This is a genomic window from Propylenella binzhouense, assembly GCF_009866965.1.
Lineage (GTDB): Bacteria > Pseudomonadota > Alphaproteobacteria > Rhizobiales > Afifellaceae > Propylenella > Propylenella binzhouense.
On sequence record NZ_SPKJ01000037.1, the window covers coordinates 17,544 to 37,300 of the forward strand.

General features: G+C 68.8%; 17 protein-coding genes. 8 read left to right on the plus strand and 9 right to left on the minus strand.

The window, feature by feature from the left end:
* Window positions 1-72 precede the first annotated feature (72 nt).
* Complete coding sequence (locus E4O86_RS11975; protein WP_161140776.1) at window positions 73-1,293, plus strand: multidrug effflux MFS transporter; 1,221 nt, start codon at window positions 73-75, stop codon at window positions 1,291-1,293.
* 55 nt (window positions 1,294-1,348) lie between these two features.
* On the opposite strand, the gene E4O86_RS11980 is transcribed toward E4O86_RS11975, so the two are convergent.
* The 4 genes from E4O86_RS11980 to E4O86_RS11995 all read right to left on the minus strand — a co-directional run bounded on the left by E4O86_RS11980 (window position 1,349) and on the right by E4O86_RS11995 (window position 5,741).
* On the minus strand, window positions 1,349-2,002 hold the full coding sequence (locus tag E4O86_RS11980) for a TerC family protein (protein ID WP_161140777.1): 654 nt from the start codon (window positions 2,000-2,002) through the stop codon (window positions 1,349-1,351).
* A gap of 240 nt (window positions 2,003-2,242) precedes the next feature.
* The gene (der, locus tag E4O86_RS11985) at window positions 2,243-3,610 is read right to left on the minus strand and encodes a ribosome biogenesis GTPase Der (RefSeq protein WP_161140778.1); all 1,368 of its coding nucleotides are present in this window, start codon (window positions 3,608-3,610) and stop codon (window positions 2,243-2,245) included.
* A gap of 14 nt (window positions 3,611-3,624) precedes the next feature.
* The gene (locus E4O86_RS11990) at window positions 3,625-4,947 is read right to left on the minus strand and encodes an outer membrane protein assembly factor BamB family protein (protein WP_161140779.1); all 1,323 of its coding nucleotides are present in this window, start codon (window positions 4,945-4,947) and stop codon (window positions 3,625-3,627) included.
* Between the two features lie 17 nt (window positions 4,948-4,964).
* On the minus strand, window positions 4,965-5,741 hold the full coding sequence (locus E4O86_RS11995) for a tetratricopeptide repeat protein (RefSeq protein ID WP_161140780.1): 777 nt from the start codon (window positions 5,739-5,741) through the stop codon (window positions 4,965-4,967).
* Between the two features lie 230 nt (window positions 5,742-5,971).
* Here E4O86_RS11995 and E4O86_RS12000 point away from each other — a divergent pair, with 230 nt between their 5' ends.
* The 3 genes from E4O86_RS12000 to E4O86_RS12010 all read left to right on the plus strand — a co-directional run bounded on the left by E4O86_RS12000 (window position 5,972) and on the right by E4O86_RS12010 (window position 8,439).
* The gene (locus E4O86_RS12000) at window positions 5,972-6,646 is read left to right on the plus strand and encodes a dienelactone hydrolase family protein (RefSeq protein WP_161140781.1); all 675 of its coding nucleotides are present in this window, start codon (window positions 5,972-5,974) and stop codon (window positions 6,644-6,646) included.
* 94 nt (window positions 6,647-6,740) lie between these two features.
* Window positions 6,741-8,012, plus strand: coding sequence for an Nramp family divalent metal transporter (locus E4O86_RS12005; RefSeq protein WP_205520850.1), 1,272 nt, complete (start codon window positions 6,741-6,743; stop codon window positions 8,010-8,012).
* A 64-nt stretch (window positions 8,013-8,076) separates the two neighbouring features.
* The gene (locus tag E4O86_RS12010; RefSeq protein ID WP_161140783.1) at window positions 8,077-8,439 is read left to right on the plus strand and encodes a PH domain-containing protein; all 363 of its coding nucleotides are present in this window, start codon (window positions 8,077-8,079) and stop codon (window positions 8,437-8,439) included.
* A 6-nt stretch (window positions 8,440-8,445) separates the two neighbouring features.
* Here E4O86_RS12010 and E4O86_RS12015 read toward each other — a convergent pair whose 3' ends face one another.
* Entirely contained in the window at window positions 8,446-9,573 is a 1,128-nt protein-coding gene (locus E4O86_RS12015; RefSeq protein WP_161140784.1) for a diacylglycerol/lipid kinase family protein, read from the minus strand.
* 60 nt (window positions 9,574-9,633) lie between these two features.
* Complete coding sequence (locus tag E4O86_RS12020) at window positions 9,634-10,023, minus strand: hypothetical protein (RefSeq protein ID WP_161140785.1); 390 nt, start codon at window positions 10,021-10,023, stop codon at window positions 9,634-9,636.
* Window positions 10,024-10,159: 136 nt separating this feature from the next.
* Here E4O86_RS12020 and E4O86_RS12025 point away from each other — a divergent pair, with 136 nt between their 5' ends.
* Window positions 10,160-10,357, plus strand: coding sequence for a CsbD family protein (locus tag E4O86_RS12025; protein ID WP_161140786.1), 198 nt, complete (start codon window positions 10,160-10,162; stop codon window positions 10,355-10,357).
* A 165-nt stretch (window positions 10,358-10,522) separates the two neighbouring features.
* Here the strand turns inward: E4O86_RS12025 and E4O86_RS12030 are convergent, their stop codons facing one another.
* The gene (locus E4O86_RS12030) at window positions 10,523-11,626 is read right to left on the minus strand and encodes a hypothetical protein (RefSeq protein WP_161140787.1); all 1,104 of its coding nucleotides are present in this window, start codon (window positions 11,624-11,626) and stop codon (window positions 10,523-10,525) included.
* Window positions 11,627-12,477: 851 nt separating this feature from the next.
* Between E4O86_RS12030 and E4O86_RS12035 the strand changes: the two genes are divergently transcribed.
* The 3 genes from E4O86_RS12035 to E4O86_RS12045 are packed head-to-tail and all read left to right on the plus strand — an operon-like array spanning window position 12,478 to window position 17,197.
* A complete protein-coding gene (locus E4O86_RS12035) occupies window positions 12,478-14,034 on the plus strand; it encodes a hypothetical protein (protein WP_161140788.1) in 1,557 nt (518 codons plus the stop codon).
* A complete protein-coding gene (locus E4O86_RS12040; RefSeq protein ID WP_161140789.1) occupies window positions 14,031-15,821 on the plus strand; it encodes a type I secretion system permease/ATPase in 1,791 nt (596 codons plus the stop codon). The genes E4O86_RS12035 and E4O86_RS12040 overlap by 4 nt, the downstream gene beginning before the upstream one ends.
* Window positions 15,822-15,841: 20 nt before the next feature.
* Window positions 15,842-17,197 (plus strand): HlyD family type I secretion periplasmic adaptor subunit, encoded by a 1,356-nt coding sequence (locus tag E4O86_RS12045; RefSeq protein ID WP_161140790.1) that lies wholly within the window; start codon window positions 15,842-15,844, stop codon window positions 17,195-17,197.
* 23 nt (window positions 17,198-17,220) lie between these two features.
* On the opposite strand, the gene E4O86_RS12050 is transcribed toward E4O86_RS12045, so the two are convergent.
* Entirely contained in the window at window positions 17,221-18,540 is a 1,320-nt protein-coding gene (locus E4O86_RS12050) for a S8 family serine peptidase (RefSeq protein WP_161140791.1), read from the minus strand.
* A complete protein-coding gene (locus tag E4O86_RS12055; protein WP_161140792.1) occupies window positions 18,512-19,537 on the minus strand; it encodes a hypothetical protein in 1,026 nt (341 codons plus the stop codon). Before E4O86_RS12055 ends, E4O86_RS12050 begins: the two co-directional genes overlap by 29 nt.
* Between the last annotated feature and the right edge of the window lie 220 nt (window positions 19,538-19,757).

The window sequence follows — 19,757 nt, forward strand, 5'->3', positions numbered from 1 at the left end:
GCCTCCGGCCCGGCTCCCGTCCTTTTCGTCCGAACCTTGTGCGCGCGCGCGGGCACATACCCGGTGAACCGAATGAAGACGCAGACCACCCCGTCCTTCGCGGAGTTCGTCGTCCTCATCGCCCTGATGATGGCGGTGACGGCGCTCGGCATCGACAACGTCCTCCCGGCCTTCGGGCCGATCGGGGCATGGTTCGGCGTGACCGACGAGAACCGCCTGCAGTTCATCGTCTACAGCTACATGATCGGCTTCGCGGCGATGCAGCTCTTCTACGGGCCGCTCGCGGACGTGATCGGCCGCCGCCCGACCCTTCTCTGGGGCTTCGGCATCTATGCGCTCGGCTGCGTGCTGGCGCTGCTCGCGCCGAGCTTCGAGTTCCTGCTTCTCGCCCGCGCCGTCCAGGGCATGGGCGCGGCCGGCGGGCGGATCGTGTCGGTGACGATCGTGCGCGACTGCTATGCCGGCCGCGAAATGGCGCGGGTGATGTCCTTCACGATGATGATCTTCATCGTGGTTCCGGTCTTCGCGCCGGCGATCGGCAGCGGCTTCCTGGTGCTCGGAGGCTGGCACGCGATCTTCGTCGGCCTGATCGCCTTCGTGATCGCCATCATGGCCTGGTACGGTCTCCGGATGCCGGAGACGCTCCGGCCGGAGCACCGCTTCCCGTTCTCCTTCGCGCGGATCGTCGATGCCGTCCGCTTCGCCGTCACCTCGCGCGTGACGATCGGCTACACCACGGCGATGGGCCTCATGTTCGGCTCGCTGATGGGCTATATCGGCTCGGCGCAGCAGATCTTCGCGACCGACGTCTACGGGCTCGGCGCCTATTTCCCGATCCCGTTCGGCGCCGTCGCCGCCACGATGGGCATCGGCTCCTATCTGAACTCGCGTCTCGTGCGCCGCGTCGGCACGCGCCGCATGTCGCATGCCGGCCTGTGCGGATTCGCGCTGAGCTCGGCCGTCCTGGTGGCGGTCTCGCTCGCCCATGACGGCAGGCCGCCGCTCCTCCTCTTCTGCTCCATTCTCGCCTGCAACCTGTTCCTGTTCAGCCTGACCGTGCCGAACTTCAACGCCATGGCCATGGAGCCGCTCGGCAGCATCGCCGGCACGGCCTCCTCCTTCATCGGCTTCTACATGACGCTGCTCGGCGCGGTGCTCGGTCTCGGGCTCGGCCAGGCCTTCGACGGGACGGTCGTGCCGCTGGCGCAGGGCTTCCTCGCGTTCAGCCTGGTCGCGCTCGTGATCGTGCTCTGGACGGAGGAGTGGCGGCTCTTCCAGCCGCGCCAGGCCTGAGCGCCCGGCGCCGGAGCGGAGGCGGCACATCGCCGCCCGGCTCCAGCACCGCGCGTCAAAGCGCGGCCACGACCGGCCAGACCTCCAGCCAGCCGCGGTAGATCATCTCGAGCGCGACATAGAGGATGATCGCGAGGCCGACATAGGCGATCCAGCGGTACCGGTTGAGGAGCCGCGCGATGAAGGAGGCCGCGAGGCCCATCAGCGCGATCGAGAGGCCGAGACCGAAGACGAGCACCCAGGGATGTTCGCGCGCCGCGCCGGCCACCGCGAGCACATTGTCGAGCGACATCGAGACGTCGGCGATGATGATCTGCCAGGCGGCCTGCCGCAGCGTCTTGCGGGGCGCGCCCTCGGCGATCGTGCCGTCGGCATTGAGGTCGGCGTCGGCGAGAGCCTCGTCGGCGGCGAGATCCGCTTTGGCCTGGTGATGCAGCTCGCGCCACATCTTCCACGACACCCAGAGCAGCAGAATGCCGCCGGCGAGCAGCAGGCCGACGATCGCGAGGAGCTGCGTCGTCACGGCGGCGAAGAGGATGCGCAGCACGGTGGCCGCACCGATGCCGATCAGGATCGCCTTGGACCGCTTCTCGCGCGGCAGCCCGGCCGCGGCGAGGCCGATCACGATCGCATTGTCGCCGGCGAGCACCAGGTCGATCATGATCACCTGGAAGAACGTCGCCAGAGCTTCCGTCGAAATCTCGAACATGCAGAACCCTTTCCTCGATGGCGAGGAACGGCCGCAGGTTCCGAGGATGACAATCCAAGAGCGGAAGAGGCGGCTCGGAATCGGCAATCGCCGACGCGCCTTCTCCGGTCATGGATGGAACAGGGCCGCTCCGGTCATCCAGTCCGACATCGCAGCTCCATGGGAACTGCCAGAGGGGCCCGGCCTGGTGCGGCTCTTGTAGAGCGGCTCTCCTCCCGCTTCAAGCCCGCAATGGCACGCTCAACGCTTGACGCGGCGCTTCGCCTCGTAGGGATTGCGCTCGCCGCGGATCATCAGGCGGACGGGAACGCCCGCGAGGCCGAAATCCTCGCGCAGGCCGTTCATCAAATAGCGGCGGTAGGAATCCGGCAGCGATTCCGGACGGGAGCAGGAGAGATAGAAGGTCGGCGGCCGCGTCTTCGTCTGCGAGAGGTATTTGAGCTTGATGCGCCGGCCGGACACCGCAGGCGGCGGATGGCGCGCCACCACCGCGTCGAGCCAGCGGTTGAGCTGGGCGGTCGGGACGCGCTTGTTCCACGTCTCGTGGACGCCGACCACGCTCTCCATGAGACGGTCGAGGCCGTAGCCGGTCAGGCCGGAGATCGGCACCAGGGGAACGCCGCGGACCTGCACCAGCGTCTCCTCGAGATCGGCCCTGATCTCCTGAAGCCGCGCAGGGCGGTCCTCCACGAGGTCCCACTTGTCGAGGGCGAGCACCAGCGCCCGCCCCTCGCGGGCCACGAGATCCGCGATCTGGAGGTCCTGCTTCTCGAGCGGCGCTGTCGCATCCATGACCAGGATCACGACCTCGGCGAAGCGGATCGCCCGCAGCGCGTCGCCGACCGAGAGCCTCTCCAGCTTTTCGACCACCTTCGCCTTGCGGCGGAGGCCGGCGGTGTCGACGAGTTCGAGGGGCCGGCCGCGCCAGCTCCACTCGACGGAGATCGAATCGCGCGTGATGCCGGCCTCGGGCCCGGTGAGCAGCCGCTCCTCGCCGATCATCCGGTTGACGAGGGTGGATTTTCCGGCGTTCGGCTGGCCGACGACGGCGATCTTGAGCGGCGCCGGCGCGGCTTCCGCCTCCCCCTCGGCGCCATCGGCCCCGACCGCGCCTTCGGGCGAAGCGGCGACCAGCGCCTCGTAGAGGTCCGGAATGCCGATGCCGTGCTCCGCCGAGATCGCGACCGCCTCGCCGAAGCCGAGGGAATAGGCCTCGAGCAGGCCGGCATCGGCGGCCCTGCCCTCCGCCTTGTTGGCCACCAGCACGACGGGCTTGCCCGAGGCGCGCACGGTGTCGGCGAAATGCTCGTCGGCTGGAGTGACGCCCGCGCGGGCGTCGATCATGAAGAGCACGACGTCCGAATCGGCGATGGCCGCTTCGGTCTGGCGCCGCATCCGGCCGGCGAGGCTCGCCTCGGCAGCCTCCTCGAGGCCCGCCGTGTCGATGACCCGGAGCGTGACGTCTCCGAACGTCGCCTCGCCCTCGCGGCGGTCGCGCGTGACGCCGGGCCGGTCGTCGACGAGCGCGATGCGCTGCCCGACGAGCCGGTTGAAGAGGGTCGACTTGCCGACATTCGGCCGACCGACGATGGCAACGCCGAGTCGCATCGGCCGGCTCCGGATCATTGGAAGGCGGACAGCTGTCCGTCCGAGCCGAGGACCAGAAGCTGTCCGGATGCCGCCACCGGCCTTACGAAGGCCGGGCTCGGAAGCGGACGCGTGCCGAGGATCGCCCCGGTCGCCGCGTCGACGGAGACCAGCTTGCCGTCGTTGGAGACCGCATAGAGCGCGCCGCCCGCCAGCGTCGGGCCGACCCAGACCGAGAAGAAGCGCTTCTCGCGCACGGTCGGGAGCGGCGTCTGCCAGAAGATCTTTCCGGTCCGACGGTCGAGCGCCACCATGTTGTCGGCGAGATCGACGAGGAAGACGGCATTGCCGGAGACGGCCGGCGTCGTGGCGCTGCCGACATTCTCCTCCCAGAGCCGCTCGCCATTCGCCGCGCTGATCGCGATCGTGCGGCCGGCCACGCCGGTGGCATAGACGGTCCCGTCATAGACGACCGGGCTCGCGGCGAGGTCGGTCAGGCCGGAAACGGCGAGCGAACGCGTGGCGCGCACCACCGTGTCGCCCCACTTCGTCGCGCCGGTGCCGGCATCGAGCGCGACGATCTCGCCGGAAGGCAGCGGTACGATCACCGTGTTCCCGACCACGGCCGGGCTCGCGGGGGCGACGACGCCGGCGATCTCGGGAATGCCGGTCTGGGTCCAGGCGAGCGTGCCGTCGGCCGCGTTGACGGCATGGACCGTGCTCGTCGCCGTCACCACGTAGACCTTTCCGCCGGCGGCGGTCGGCGCCGAGCGGGCCGGCGCGTCGAGCTTGTAGCTCCAGGCCTTGCCGCCGGTCGCGGCGTCGAGCGCAACGAGATCGCCGTAGCCGGTGGCCGCGAAGACGAGGTTTCCGGCACCCGCCACGCCGCCGCCGGAGACATAGGCCTTCTCGCCTTCCGGCGCGACGCTGACGGACCAGGAGCGGCCGCCGCCGCTGCCGAGGCTCGTGACGGTGGCGTCCGAGCCGTAGATGAAGATGCGGCCGCCGAAGACGATCGGCGGCGCCGCCACGCGCGCGCCGCGCTTCACCACCGCCTCGGTCGCCCGCGCGCGCCAGGCCGCGGTCGCACCGCCGGAGGAAAGCGCGACATTGCCCGGCGCGTTCGCGGCGTTGCCGCCCGGCTGGGACCAATCGCCCGACGCAACCGCCGGACCGGGATTGGCGGTTCCCTGAGCCTGTTCGAGGCCGAGCGCCGGCAGGGCCGAGCGGCGCTCGCCCGGCAGCGGCGTTTCCTTTCTGCCCAGGAAGTCGAGGCTTCCGCACCCGGCGAGAAGGACGGCGCCGAGCGCCAGAGCAAGGCCCGCGCTCCGCAGGCTTCCAGTCGATGTCGCTGTCATGAGGTCCCGCCGCATCCCTATTCCGCTGGCGCCGCTTCCTGCGGGGCCGACGCATCGGCCGCCGGCTGGTCCGCGCCGTTGGCCTGGCTCGCGCCGCCCGCCGCCTGATTGGTTTCCGACGGCGGAAGCTGGCCGTCGATCAGGCCGATCATGACGCCCGCCCGGTTCTGAAGATCCTGCGGCGCCTCGACGTCCTGCTGAATCGTCTCGAAAAGGTCGCGCGCCGGCTTCAGCTGGCCCTGCTGGTAGGCCACCATCCCCATCACTTCGCGTGCGAGGTGGCGCCACGGATTGCCAGCGACCGCAAGCGGCTCGGCGCGTGCGCGGGCCTTGTCGAGATCGCCGGCCCCAAGTTCGAGAAGCGCCGCCCGCAGCCGCGCGAGGTCCCTGAGGTCGCCCGGCACGTTGCCGTCCCCGGCGATGCCGTCATAGTCGGCGACAGCGTCGGCCGTCTCGCCCGCCTTGGCCTTCTCGCCCGCGAGCGCGAGCCGCGCGAGAAAGTCGTAGCCGCCATAGCCGTCCGCCGCGAGCCCGGAAAGAAGCCTCTCGGCTTCGTCGCGCTTGCCCGAATCGGCCGCCTGCAGGGCCGCCATGAACCGGTCGCCCGCCGCCGTCGCCTGACGCTGCTGCCACCAGAGCCAGCCGCGATAGCCCGCCGTGACCAGCACCACCGCGACGCAGACGCCGATGATGAGAACTCCGAAGCGGTCCCAGATCGCCTTTATCTGATCGCGGCGAAGTTCCTCGTCGACCTCGCGGATGAACTGGTCTGAGCTTCGATCGTCGTGCGCCATGCTCTTGAAAGCTTCTTCATATCACCCGGACCCGGTACCGGCGCAGGCGGCGCGGACCCTATCGAGTTTGCCGCGGGCGGGCAACGCGAAATGGCGGAGCAATCCGTGCCCGGGCTCGCGGCGCCGCCGGCGGGGCCGCAGGAAGACAACAGGCGGCCGCTCCGCTACTGATCGGCCACAGGCCGGCCGGTGCCGCCCGGGCCGATGCGGGCTTGCAGGAGGAACCGAGGATGGGAGAGACGATTTCGCTCGAGGCCGCCGACGGACACCGGCTCGGAGCCTATTGCGCGGAGCCGGCCGGCCCTGCCAAGGCCGGCATCGTGGTGATCCAGGAGATCTTCGGGGTGAACAGCCACATCCGGAGCATCTGCGACCGGCTCGCTGCGGAGGGCTACGAGGCTATCGCTCCGGCGATCTTCGACCGGCAGGAGCGCGACTTCGAATCCGGCTATTCGCCGGAGGAGATCGCCGCGGCGCGCCGTTTCGTCGGCGGCATCGACTGGGACGCAATGCTGCGGGACACCCGGGCGGCGGCCGACCACCTGAAGGAGGAAGGCCTTCCGCTCGGCATCGTCGGCTTCTGTCTCGGCGGCTCGGTGGCCTTCGCCGCCGCTACCCGGCTCGACGTCTTCCGCTCGGCGGTCGCGTTCTACGGCGGTCGGATCGCCGCCTTCGCGGACGAGGTCCCGAACTGCCCGGTCCTCATGCATTTCGGCGAGACGGACCATTCGATTCCCATGTCGGATGTCGAGACGATCCGCGCCAGGCGGCCGGACTGCACGATCCATGTCTATCCGGCTGGGCACGGCTTCAATTGCGACGAGCGGGCGAGCTACGAGCCCGAAAGCGCCAGGCTCGCCTGGCGCCGCACGCTCGACTGGTTCGACGCGACGCTCCGAACCTGACCCGACCGCGGACGACGGCGCGGCATCCGGAAAGTCGACGGGCACCTTTTCCGGCTTTGCACGTTTCCCGGCGAATCAATCCCGGGAAGCCGCCGTGGCCACGCTCGAAACCTCCGTCTCCGAACCGCATGCCGAGAATCCGCCGAAGGGCGCGCGCTGGCGCCTGATCGGGCCGGGCATCGTGGTGGCGGCGACGGGCGTCGGCGCCGGCGATCTCGTCGCGACCCTCGTCGCCGGCAGCCGGTACGGCTATGCCCTGCTCTGGGCAGCGATCGTCGGCTGCGTCGTGAAGATCGCGCTCGCCGAGGCGACGGGCCGCTGGCATCTCGCGACCGGCGAGACGATGTTCTCCGGCTGGCGGAGCCTCGGCGCCTGGACCAGCGTCTATTTCGGCATCTATGTCGTGATCTGGGGCTTCCTCTACGGCGCGACCGCGATGACCGCGAGCGCGCTGCCGCTCAACGCCCTGTTTCCCGCGCTCTCGCTCAACACATGGGCGGTGATCTCGGGGATCGCCGGGCTCCTCTTCGTCGCCTTCAACAAATACGCGATCTTCGAGACGGTCATGAAGGTCCTGATCGGGATCATGTTCCTGACGGTCGTCACGCTCGCGTTCCTGGTCGCGCCGAACGTTCCCGCCGCGCTTGCCGGGCTCGTCCCGACCGTGCCCTCCGGCGCTGGCGTCTACACGCTCGGCCTCATCGGCGGCGTCGGCGGCACGATCACGATGGCCGCCTACGGCTATTGGGTGAATGAGAAGGGCTGGACGACACCGGCCTGGATCCCCGTGATGCGGCTCGACAACCGGGTCGGCTACATCGTCACCGGCGTGTTCGTCATCGCGATGCTGATCATCGGGGCCGAACTCCTGCACGCCACGCAGACGGAGCTCATGGGCGGCGACCGCGGACTTCTCGACCTCGACGACATCCTGCGCGAGCGCTACGGGCCGATCGTCTCGACGATGTTCCTCGTCGGCTTCTTCACGACCTCCTTCTCCTCGCTGCTCGGGGTCTGGAACGGGGTCAGCCTGCTCTTCGCGGATTTCGTGGCGAACCTCCGCGGGACGGAGCACATTCCGGAGACCAGAGACGAGCGGAGCCTGCCGTTCCGCCTCTATCTGCTCTGGCTGACCTTCCCGCCGATGCTCCTCCTTCTCATCGGCAGGCCCTTCGCCCTGGTGATCGCCTATGGCGCGCTCGGCGCCTTCTTCATGCCGTTTCTCGCCTTGACGCTCCTGTGGCTGCTGAACTCGTCGCGCGCGCCATCGGAATGGCGGAACGGGTGGCTCAGCAACGGTCTTCTCTCGGCAGCCGCCCTCATCTTCCTCGTGCTCTGCGTGAAGGAACTCGTCGACCTCTTCTGATCGCCCGCGATATGGTGCCGTCGCGGGCGAGACGCTCCCGCCTGGACCGACCCGGAAGGACGAAATGGCAGCCAGCGTTCTCTACGACGAACACCCGAGCATGGCGCGGAGCAATCCGCTGATCTTCCTCCTCGCTCTCCTCCTCGTGCCGGTCGGCATCGGGATCGTGATCCTGCTCGTCTGGTGGGTGAAGTCGCGCACCGTCCGGCTGCGCGTCACGGAGGAGGAGGTGGAGTACGAAGCGGGGCTGTTCTCGAAGGAGCGGCGGGAGATGAAGCGGACGTCCATCCGCTCGGTGACGGTCGACCAGACGCTGCTCGACCGGCTGTTCCGGGTCGGGACCGTCGCGATCTACTCCTCCGGCGATTCCCCGGAGATCGTGGTGCGCGGCCTGCCCGACCCGGAGCGGCTGCGCGCCCTGCTCTGACCGGCCTCAGGCCAGCCAGCCGAGATAGATGACGGCGAGGATCGCGAAGGCGAGGACGATGCCGACCACCAGCGCGACGATGTTGGTATTGCGATTCTCGCCCTGGCGGGCCTCTGTCTTCGTCAGCTCTTCATGTGCCATCGCACGCCCTTCCTGCGCTTTCTCCGGCAACGCGCCCGCAATTGGCTGGTTCCCGGCCCCGGCGGCCGCCTCCCCGGCATCGGCGGGCCGCAGGACGGAGAGCGCGCGGGGATGCATGACGATGCGCAGCGGCGAGGCGAGACGGACGATCTCGCCGTCGACCGAGCCGCGCATGGTCGGGCGCGGCAGGACGACCATGATCGCGCGGCCCGTCCAATGCTCCAGCAGCCGGTTCTGCCGGATCGCCCCGAGCGTGACCGTGGCGGCGAGCTGGAGCAGATCGGTCCAGCGGCGCGAGGTTCCGACATAGATCCCGAAGCGGCCCTGCCGAAGGTCGTCCGCATAGGGCAGATGCCCCTCGCCGAACGGATTGTTCGAGACCACGAGCGCCGCCGTGCGCCGCTTGATGCGCCGGCCGTCGATCTCGATCTCCGCCTGGAAATAAGGCGGGCGGCGCAGCACCAGCCAGAGCGCCTGGACGTTCGCCAGGATCTTGCCGAGCCGCGACCCGTATTTCAGCCGCTCGCGGATGCTGATCATGCGCGGATGAAGACCGAGCGTGACATGGTGGACGAAGAGGCGCCCGTTCACCTCGCCGATATCGACGTCGACCGGCCGGCCGGCGGCGAGCGCCTCGGCGGCGGTCTCGAGGTCGAGCGGCACCCGCAGCGAACGCGCGAAGAGGTTCATCGTCCCGAGCGGCAGTACGCCGAGCGTCACGCCGCTCTTCGCGGCTGCCGCAGCGGCGGCGGAAACCGAGCCGTCGCCGCCGCCGACGACGATCGCGTCGCAGCCTTTCGCCGCACAGATCCGCGCGATCGCGGCGACGGCATCCTTGCCCCTGTGCACCTCGACAGCGACGTGGTGACCGTGGCGGCGGAAGATCGCCGCGAGCCGCTCCGCCTCGGCTTCGGCGTCGAGCCCGCGCAGCGTGCCCGCGGTGGCATTGAGCACGATCGTGATCTTCATCGCCTCGCTACCCGCAGCCCGCATGGACGCACGCCAGCCGCGGCGGAACCGCGGCCGTGATCTCCCTTCCCGGTGGGGTGAATGTCAGTCCCCGCTGCGGTCCGCCTCGGCCTCGTCCTCGGCACGCTCGAGCTCCTCCTCCGGGTTCGTGACCCGGAGATCGGGGTCGAACCCGTAGGCTTCGGCGGTGCCGTAGCCGTCCGCCAGCGCCGAAAGCGAGGCGAGCGCATCGTCCACGCGCGCGAGCAGGCTGTCGAATTCGTGCTCCATGTCCATGCCGGCGCGCGCGGTCAGGTCGTCGCGGATCCGGAGCAGAAGCTCGCGCTTGGCCTCCGTCGATTCGCCGGAGCTGCTCACGATCGCGTCGATGTCGTCGGCCGTGACCGGCTGGTCCGCGCCCGGGAGATCGTCGTCGCCGCCGGCATCGTACTCGGCGGAAAGCGGCGAACCGCCACCATCAATGTCTCTCACCATGTCGCGTCCTCCTGATCGTCGGAAAGTCGCCGTCGGGCGCCTGGTTCCCCGGCAAAGCGAGCATGCGGACCGGAACCGCCTCCTTTGAGGCCACGTTGGCAGGCAGACCGAACGCACCAGCAAGGGAGATCAAGAGATGAACTGGGATCGGATCGAAGGCAATTGGAAGCAGTTCAAGGGCAATGTGCGGGAGCAGTGGGGCAACCTCACGGACGACGACATCGACCGCATTGCCGGGCGCCGCGACCAGCTCGCCGGCCGCATCCAGGAACGCTACGGGATCGAGAAGGACGAGGCGAACCGGCAGATCGACGACTGGCTCGCCCGCCACTGAGGGACTGCCGCGCCCGGAGACGGCATCCGCGCGGGGCGCCGCGCCTGGCTGCCGCCGGATGACGCGGTCCGGTCGCCGACGAAAAAGCCCCGCCGGCTTGCGGCGGGGCTCGCATCTCGAATGGAAGGGCCGGAGCTTGCTCCGGCCCTCCTCTTTCTGTCGCGGTCAGACCACCCAGGCCCAGCCGAGCTGCCAGCCGGCATCGAAGTACCAGCCGTACTCCCAGCCGCCGACATTGTACCAGCCGTACTCCCAGCCGCTCGAGACGAACCAGCCGTAGCTCCAGCCCCAGCTCGTCCACGACCAGCCGTAGCTCCAGCTGCCGTAGTCGTTGTAGTCGAAGTGCCAGCCGTAGGACCACCAGCCACCGGACCAGCCGCTCGTCCACGCCCAGCCCTCGGCCCAGCCGTAATCGTAGTACCAGCCGTAGCTCCACCACCAGCCGACGCTGTACCAGCCGTACTCCCAGCCGGTGGAGAAGAACCAGCCGTAGCTCCAGCCCCAGCCCGTCCACGCCCAGCCGTAGTTCCAGCCGTAGTCGTTGTAGTCGAAGTGCCAGCCATAGGCATAGCCGCCGGACCACCAGCCGCTGACCCACGCCCAGCCCTCGGCAAGGCCGTAATCGTCGAAGTGCCAGCCGTAGAACCACCAGCCGTACTCGTACCAGCCGTATTCCCAACCGGTCGAGTAGAACCAGCCGTAGCTCCAGCCCCAGCTCGTCCACGCCCAGCCGTACTGCCAGCCGTAGTCGCTGTAGTCGAAGTGCCAGCCGAAGGCCGACCAGCCCCAGGAATACCAGCCGTACTGCCAGCCCCAGTCCAGGAACCAGCCGGGCTCCCAGCCGCCGGACCAGCCGCCGGTCAGATGCCAGCCGTAATTCCAGCCGGTTTCAAGCAGCAGACCGGGCGTCCAGCCGCCGCTCCACCACCAGCCGGTCGCGTACCAGCCGTACTCCCAGCCGTACTCGTAGAACAGGCTGGACACCCAGGAGCCGGTCCACCACCAGCCGCTGATCCATGCCCAACCTTCGGCCCAGCTGAAGTAATCGTAGTTCCAGCCGTAATACCACCAGCCAGTATTGTACCAGCCGTACTCCCAGCCGGTCTGATAGAACCAGCCGTACGTCCAGCCCCAGCTGGTAATGGACCAACCCACATCCCAGCCGACATCGCTGTAGTCATAATGCCAGCCGTAGTTCCACCAGCCGCCATCCGTGTACCAGCCGTATTCCCAGCCTTCGTCTTCCAGGTAACCTGGCACGTAAGCCATAGGGCCCTCCTTTCATCCGGCAGTCCCGCCCAGGTCCGCTTCGCATGCACGGGCATGCCGCGGCCGTGGAAGGCCACCTTGACCCGTACTCTATAGGCCGGGCCCGCCGTCCCACGGCGGTGTTCCGGCCTTCGGAGGGGCCGATCCCCTAAGCAATTGATTTTCTTACATTTTCCATGCGCCGTTCAAGCAAAGTAGTGCCACAAGGAAGCCGTAACTAATTGATAATACAAGAAAATTGTAAGATGAACCGGGGCTGCGCGGATTGCGGATCAGCAGGGCACATGAGGGCGGCGGGGCGTCCGCCCGACGCTCGTCGCCGGCTCCCGGAACGGGCTCCATCCGTCGAGCCAGGCCCGGCGCCGCCATCACTCACGAACTCGTGACGCAGCGGTGATCGGATTCGCTGGCCTCGCCGGGTCTCCTGCGCAAAGCTCGAAACGTGGGTCTTCCCGCTCGGCCCGCTCGACTGAAAATCCAGACAATCCTATGGAATCCGGGTGCTGCAGGGCCGCGTTGCCGTCCAACGACCTGAGGTCGCTCGATGCGACCGAAGATCCAATCCGCCGGGCGGCCGCGCGGCGCTCCGGAATATCCGTGCCACGCGCGGAAGTCCGATGCGGCCGCCGATCAGCAAGGCCGGCGAAGTGCTTAGCCGTGCTTGCTTCAGGCGCTCGGCGCCGCCGGTCACCAGCTCGTTGCAGGGACAAGGAAGTGCGTCGCGCCTGCCATGATCTTCAATAAGCCTGGAAACGTTCACCAGTGGAACCAAGCCGCCGTAGTGCCACGCTGAACAGTAACCCCTTGTTCTGGAAATAAATCCTTCTATGCTGGACTGAACTGGGGGGTTCATGTTCTTCAGGCGAAAGCAGACTCGTGGAATCGACTATCTGCAGATCGTCGAGAGCCTGAGGGTCGACGGCCGGCCGCGCCAGGTCGTGCGCGCGAGCCTCGGCCGCCTGGACGACGTCAATGGCGTGGGCGACCTCGACCGCCTTCTCGAGAACGGCGCGAGCCATACGCCGACCGGTGTCTTCCTGTCGCCGCACGTCTCGGAGCCGGTGGCGCTGCGCGAGGACGATTCGCTCGCCGGCAGGCTCGTCTCGGGCGCGCTCGCCAGGGCGCAGCTCACCGGCGCGCAGCGCGATCTCGCCAAGGCCTGCCGCGCGCCGATCCTCGTCCTGTCGCTCCTCCAGCGGGTCGTGTTTCCGGGCTGCCAGCGCATGCCGATCACCGAAGCCGAGATCGCCGCACTGGCGCGGCTCGGCGAAACGCCGACCGAAGCGGAGGAGCCGCACGACCGCGCACCGCCGCCGGACCGGGGCGAGACCCGGCTCGCCAACGGCGCCGCGGGGGACCACCTGCTCGCCGTTCGGATAGGGGCCCGCGGGCACCGGCGCGCCTCGCCGGTCAGGGGACTCGCACTCGCGCTCGTCGTGACCCGGGAAGGCGCCGTGCTGGCCCAGGAGCACTGGCCCGTCCAGCTTCCGCTTCCGGAGACCGTGGCATCGCTTTCCGCCCGCCTGCGCGAGCGCACAGGCGCGGGCCGGGTCGTCGTCGTCGGCGACGGCTTCGCCATCACGGAACGGGCGGCATCCGCCCTTCATGAACGCAAGATCCCGTACGTGGCCGCCCTGAGGGGCGCCGCGAACCTGACGGATTCGGCGGATACCTGCTGGGAGGCGCACGAGGTCCGTCCGCAGGGACAGGCCACCCAGACGGCCCGCGGTCTCCGCTACATACGCTGCCTCGGCAAACGCGCCGCCGAGGAGGACCGGCGGCTGCGGACGCTTCAGCTTGCGCGGTTCGAGCGCTCCGTCCATCGGTTCCGGGTCCCCGGCGCCGTGGCCGCCACCATGCACCGAAGGCTGAGCGAAGCGGGCGACTGGGACGGCGTGACGCTTCTCGCCACGAATCTGCCCGACCCGCCGAGCGATATCGCCTCGCTCTATCTGGCCGGCTCGGTCGCCGACACCTGGGAGCGTGAACTGACGGAGTTCGGGGCCGCGATCCTGGACATTTCGGACGGCAAGTTCGACGTCCAGGCGGTGCTCGACGGCTGGTCACGGGTCGCCATTCTCGGCTATGCCCTGCGCCGCGTCATCCTGGAGACGTGCATCGCCGCCATGGGGGAGGCGCTGCGCTGGGACCAACTCGCGAAGGCCGTGGAGGAGGCACGCGCGCTCAGAATCTCCCAGGGCGGCACCACCCTTCTCCTCAAGCAGACGCCTTCGCCGCTCGTCTCGGTCCTCCTGCGCGAGCTCTGCGTGGCATGGACGCCCGGCATCGAGGCGGTGCCGCGGAGCGGCCAGGAACCGGTCTGGCGCAGCGGCGGCAGACGCGTTCGGAAGAACCAGGAAATCGGTCCGGCGACACCGCGGGCCGCAGCGAGGGTAACCGACAAATGAGCGACCGTCGGACGCAAAGGGGGCGGGGCGCAGCCGAGAACGCACTCGACCAGGCGATACGGGCGATGCGGCCCGCCTTCGCCCTGATGCTGGCCTTCAGCTTCTGTGCGAACCTGCTGAAGCTCACGATCCCGCTCTACATGCTGCAGATCATCGATCGCGTGCTGTCGAGCGGGAGCGAGGAGACGCTGATCTACCTGACGCTCATCGCCGGCTTCGCGCTGATGATCGCCTCCGTGCTGATCGTCGTCCAGCGGCTGGTGCAGAACCGGCTCGGCCAGTGGTTCGAGGACCGGCTGTTCCAGCCCGTCCTCACCGCGAGCCTCGACGGACAGCTGGTCGGCCGCTCCTTCGGCAGCCAGGCGAGCCGCGACCTGGTGCAGCTTCGCCAGTTCGTCTCCTCGCCCGGGCTCGGCACCCTGCTCGACGCGCCGTGGACGCCGATCTTCATCATCGTGGCCTTCATCCTCCATCCGCTCATCGGGCTCGTCTCGCTCAGCGCGGCCGTGATCCTGCTCGTCCTCGCCTTCCTCAACGACCTCCTCATCCGCACCCGCCAGAACGCCAGCCAGTCGCAATCGGGCCGGCTGATGCAGGAGATCGAGCGCGGCAGCCACAATGCCGCGATCATCCACTCGATGGGCCTGCTGGAATCGTTCCTCTCGCGGCTGGCGCAGATCAGATCCTCGATCCGCGACAACGAGGACCGGGTGAACGAGCGCAACAACCTGATCGCGGGCTGCACGCGCTTCATCCGCCAGTTCGCGCAGGTGCTGACCTATGCCGTCGGCGCCTATCTGGTCCTGGAGAGCGAGGTCACCTCGGGCATCATGATTGCGGGGTCGATCCTGCTCTCGCTCGCGCTCTCCCCTGTCGACCAGTCGATCACCGCCTGGCGCAGCACGGTCAATGCGTGGCAGGCGCGCGGCCGGCTCCGCCAGCAGCTCTCGGCGGTCGATGCGCGCCCCGAACTCGGCTACAGGGCGCCCCGGCCGGAGGGGCACCTCGTCCTGCAGCAGGCCCTCTACATGCCGCCGGGACGCGCCCGCCCGGTGCTGCGGCCGATGAGCTTCGAGGTCCGCCCGGGCGAAATGATGGGCGTGCTCGGCCCCTCCTCGGCCGGCAAGAGTGCGCTGCTGCGCATGCTGATGGGCGTGGTGCCGCCGACCGGCGGCAGCGTGCGGCTCGACAATGCCGACATCCACCGGCTCGTCCCCGCCGATATCGGGCGGCACATCGGCTATCTCCCGCAGGACCCGATGCTCTTCCACGCGACGATCGCCGACAATATCGCGCGGCTCGAGCCCGCGACCCGGGACGGCCGGAACAAGGCGATCGTCGAGGCCGCTAAGATGGCCTCGATCGACACCGTCATCCTGGACCTGCCGGAGCGCTACGAGACGGTCGTCGACGACGAGACGCTCGTCCTCTCGCGGAGCGAGCGGCAGCGCATCGCGCTTGCCCGCGCCTTCTACGGGCGGCCGAAGCTCGTCGTGCTCGACGAGCCGGCGGCCTTCCTGGACCGGACGTCGGAAACGGCCCTGATCGAGACGCTGAAGCAGCTCCGCGGTGAGGGCAGCACGATCGTGCTGGTCACCCAGCGGCCCACCATTCTCGAGATCTGCGACAAGCTCCTGCTCCTTCGCGACGGGATGATCGAGGCCTTCGGGGAGCCGAAGGCGGTGATGGAGCGCCTGCGCGACGGCGGCACGGCGCGCATCGAGCGCAGCGGCCAGCAACAGCGCCGCATCCCGCTGCAGGCGGTGAGCGGCCCGGGAGGAGCGTGAACATGGAGGAAAGCGAGACCATGGCCAGGAAACTGCCGGGCGCGACGACCGTCATGTCGGACCGAGACAGCCTCCTCGCCGCGCTGCGGACCCCGATCTGGGTCGGCACGCTGGCCGTCGGCGGCTTCTTCGGCGGGTTCGGCACCTGGGCCGCCACCATGCCGATCGCCGGCGCGGCGGTGGCGCAGGGCATCGTCAGCCCGGATACGAACAGCAAGTCGATCCAGCATCTCGAAGGCGGCATCGTCCGCAGCATCGAGGTCAAGGACGGCATGGCGGTCTCCGCCGGCGACGTCCTTGCCGTGCTCGACGATACCAAGGCGCGCTCGACGCTCCAGCAGCAGCAGATCGAGTACCGCGCGGCGGTGGCGCGCCAGGCGCGGCTCGACGCCGAATGGCGCAATCTGCACGGAGACGAGAACGCCACGCCGGAATTCCCCGCCGCGCTCCTCGACGAGGCCGAGCGCTCGCCCGCCATCAAGGAGATCGTCGAGGCCGAACAGCGCCAGTTCGAGACCCGGAAGAAGACTCTCGAAAGCAGCATCGCGGTCCTGAAGCAGACGATCGAGCAGTACAAGGCCGAGATCGCGGCCCTCACGACGCAGGTGGCGGCGATCGACCGGAGCAAGGAGCTGGCCAAGAAGGAGATCGCCCTCATCGACGACCTCAGGAGCCGGGGACTCGAGAAATATTCCCGGCTGATCGACATGCAGCAGGCCGAGGCCGATCTCGACCAGAAGAAGGCCTCGATCGAGGCCCAGATCGCGAGCAAGACCCAGCAGATCGAATCGGCCAAGCTCCAGATCGCGGCGTCCACAATCACGCGTCTCGACGAGGTGACGTCGGACATCGTCTCGACGCGCTCCGCGAAACAGGAGGCCGCGGAGAAGGTGGCGTCGAGCCAGGACGTCCTGAACCGTACCGTGATCCGCTCGCCGGTCGACGGAACCATCCTCAACCTGCAGCTCCACACGATCGGCGGCGTCATCGAGCCCGGCCAGACGGTGATGGACATCGTCCCGAAGGACGACGAACTCATCATCGACGCCCGCGTGAACCCGAACGACATCGACGCGGTCCACGAGGGGCAGACGGCCCGTCTGCAGCTGCTCGCCTATCCGAGCCGCGAAATGCCCATGTTCGAAGGCAGCGTGGAGACGGTCTCGGCCTCCGTCCTCGTCGACAGCGCGACCGACGAGACCTACTACCTGGCCAAGATCAAGGTCCCGCCCAGCGCGCTCGATAAGCTCGGCAAGGTCTCGATGGTCCCGGGCATGTCGGTGCAGGCGCTGATCGTCACCGGCGAGCGCACGTTCTTCGACTACCTGATCGAACCGGTGCTGAAATCGGCCAGCAAGAGCTTCCGCGAAACCTGAGGGATGACGCCGCGGCGCGGACGCTAACGCACCGCCGCGGCGATCGCGCCGTCCGTCAGAACGGGAATTCCGTCCGCGGCGACGCCGGTCGCCGCCGCGAGCGCAAGAATCCGCTTCCTGAGATCGGCGGCACCGAGCCCCGGCTCCCTGGCGAGGATGGCGCTCGCGACGGCGGAGACCCGCGGCGCGGCGAAGCTCGTGCCGGTGAGCGGCATCGGCTTTCCCGTGAAATCGTTGCCGGCGAGCTCGGTCGCATGCACCGCGAGGTCGACAGTGCCGGTGCCCCGGTTGCTGCCGCGCCAGAGCGCGCCGGCGGCGTCGCTGGCCGCGACGACCAGCACGTTCGCCTCCCGATAGGCGGCCGGGTAGCTCGGGCGGTCGTCGAGGTCCTCGCCCTCGTTGCCGGCGGCGACCACGAAGAGGATATCCGGGTGCCGGCGAATGGCGGCCTCGAAGTCCGGCCACGGGCGGCTGCGGCCGGACGAGATGCTGACGATGCGGACGCCGTCGGCGCTGGCGCGCGCGACGATGCTGCCGATCCGCCGGTCCGGGTCCTGCGGGAAGTAGCGGTAGGGAACGATGCAGGCGCTCGCCGGCGCGTCCTTCAGGAAGATGCCGGCGACCATCGAGCCGTGCCGGCGCGGCGAGAAGGCGGAGACCTGCGGGTCCTTGGACCCGGGCGGGATGCCGTAGTCGAAGGGACGGTCGTCGCCGTCCCAGAAATCGTGGCCGACGAGCCGGCCCTCGCCGTCGCGCGCAAGCCGGGCGAGGATGTCGGGCCGGAGATAGTTGACGCCATTGTCGAGGATGGCGACACGCACGCAGGCGCCCCCGGCGGGGCCGGGCGGAACCGGCGGATTGAGCGGCTCGGGCGCGCCCTGCGCCTGCAGCGCCGGATCGAGGCGCTCGATCGCGGACGGGCGGCTGCCGCCATCGGCGCCGTAGAGCACGCGGCGGCCGCCGAGCACCTTGCACGCGCTGCTGACGACGGCACGCACGAGCGGGCGCCCTTCTTCATAATAGTCGAGGAAGAAGAGGGCCGGGCTCTCCGGTCCGCGCCGGATGCCGGTGACCTTGACGCTCGCGCGCGCGCCGACCTGCCAGGTCCTGCTCCAGCCCACGGCCTGGCGGAGGCGGAAGCGATCCTCGTCGGAGAGCGCCGCATCGCCCGTCGGCGGCACGCCGACGCCGCCCTGGCAGATCCGCTGGCCGGCGTCGAGGAGCAGGCGCTCCGGATCGGCCGCGAAGGCCGGGTGCGCGAGGACCGAGACGAGCAGCAGGCCCGCGAGGACCCGCAGGAGCGGCTTCGCGCCGCTAGGCCATCCGGTACCCGTATGCCGCAAGGTCGATCCCCGTCTGCTCCGCCAGCCTGACATTCGAAGGCGCATAGAGAGCCGTCAGCCTCTCGACCAAGGCTGACGGGAAATTGAGGTCAATGTCGGGCGCCGGATTGTGCTGCTGAAGCTGCATGGCCCCCTTGGTGACCGGCATGCGGATGAAGTCGTCCGTGGCACGCTCGTGCGGCACCGCGACGCCGAGCTCGTTCTGGAAGTAGGTCCGCATCCGCATGCAGTTGAACGGCTCGTAGAAGGGGCTGCCGAATTCGTGCTGGAACTTCTCGTTGAACCGGCGGATCTGCTCGTAGACGCCGAGCGAGGGCCCCTGCTTGTTGAGCTCCTTCATGCTGAGCTCGGCGCGCGCGACGCCGATGCCGTCGCAGATCCGATGGACGAATGCCCTCTCGTCGGCCTTCAGGAGCTCGAACGGCACCGCGCAGACATTCTCCGCGCCGAACAGGCCGGCATAGAGGTCGAACATCTTGTCGAAGCAGAATTCGCGGCACCAGTTCCGGTCCTGGAACAGGTACGTGTACTCCATGAACTTCCGGAACGTGCCCGGATAGCCGCCCTTCACGAGCTCCGTGTAGAGCGAGCGCAGCAGGCTCATCTGCTCGCGGAAGACGAAGATGATGCAGGTGTCGTCGCCGAAGATCGCGTGCAGCCGCTTCGCCTTGGTGACGACGTCGACCTCGTTGCCGAGCGTGAAGGAGAAGAACTCGGAGGAGAGGCCGACCGCTTTGACCTTGTCGTCCGCCTCCGCCGCCTCGAAATGCGGCTCGAAGGCCGCCTTCGCGCGCGCCGCATCGTACATGAACTCGCGCTTGTAGCGCATGTCCACCTCGGCGACGTTGGTGACCTCGTCGTCGATGTAGCGGTTGTTGTTCTTCTGCCAGCCGTTTCCGACATGGTAGAGTTCCGGGTGCTCCGGCAGCAACGTGATCTGGATCGAAGTCGAGGCGCACTTCGGGTATCCGATATGGATGTACCGGCGCTTGGGCATTGTCCTGGCTCCTGGTCGGAAGACAGCGCGAGGAAGGGTCTCGTGGAGCGGACACCGGAACCGGTCCGGTGCCGGGTCACGTCAGGCGGAAGCCGCCGCGTCGGCGGCTATTCCCGCGTGATGTCCTTGAAGTTCGTGTTCGGCGGCGGCGGCGGCGCGCTGCCCGTCGGGCGTCCGGCGGCGGGCCGTCCACCTCCGCCGCCCGGCCGGTGCGCGCCCG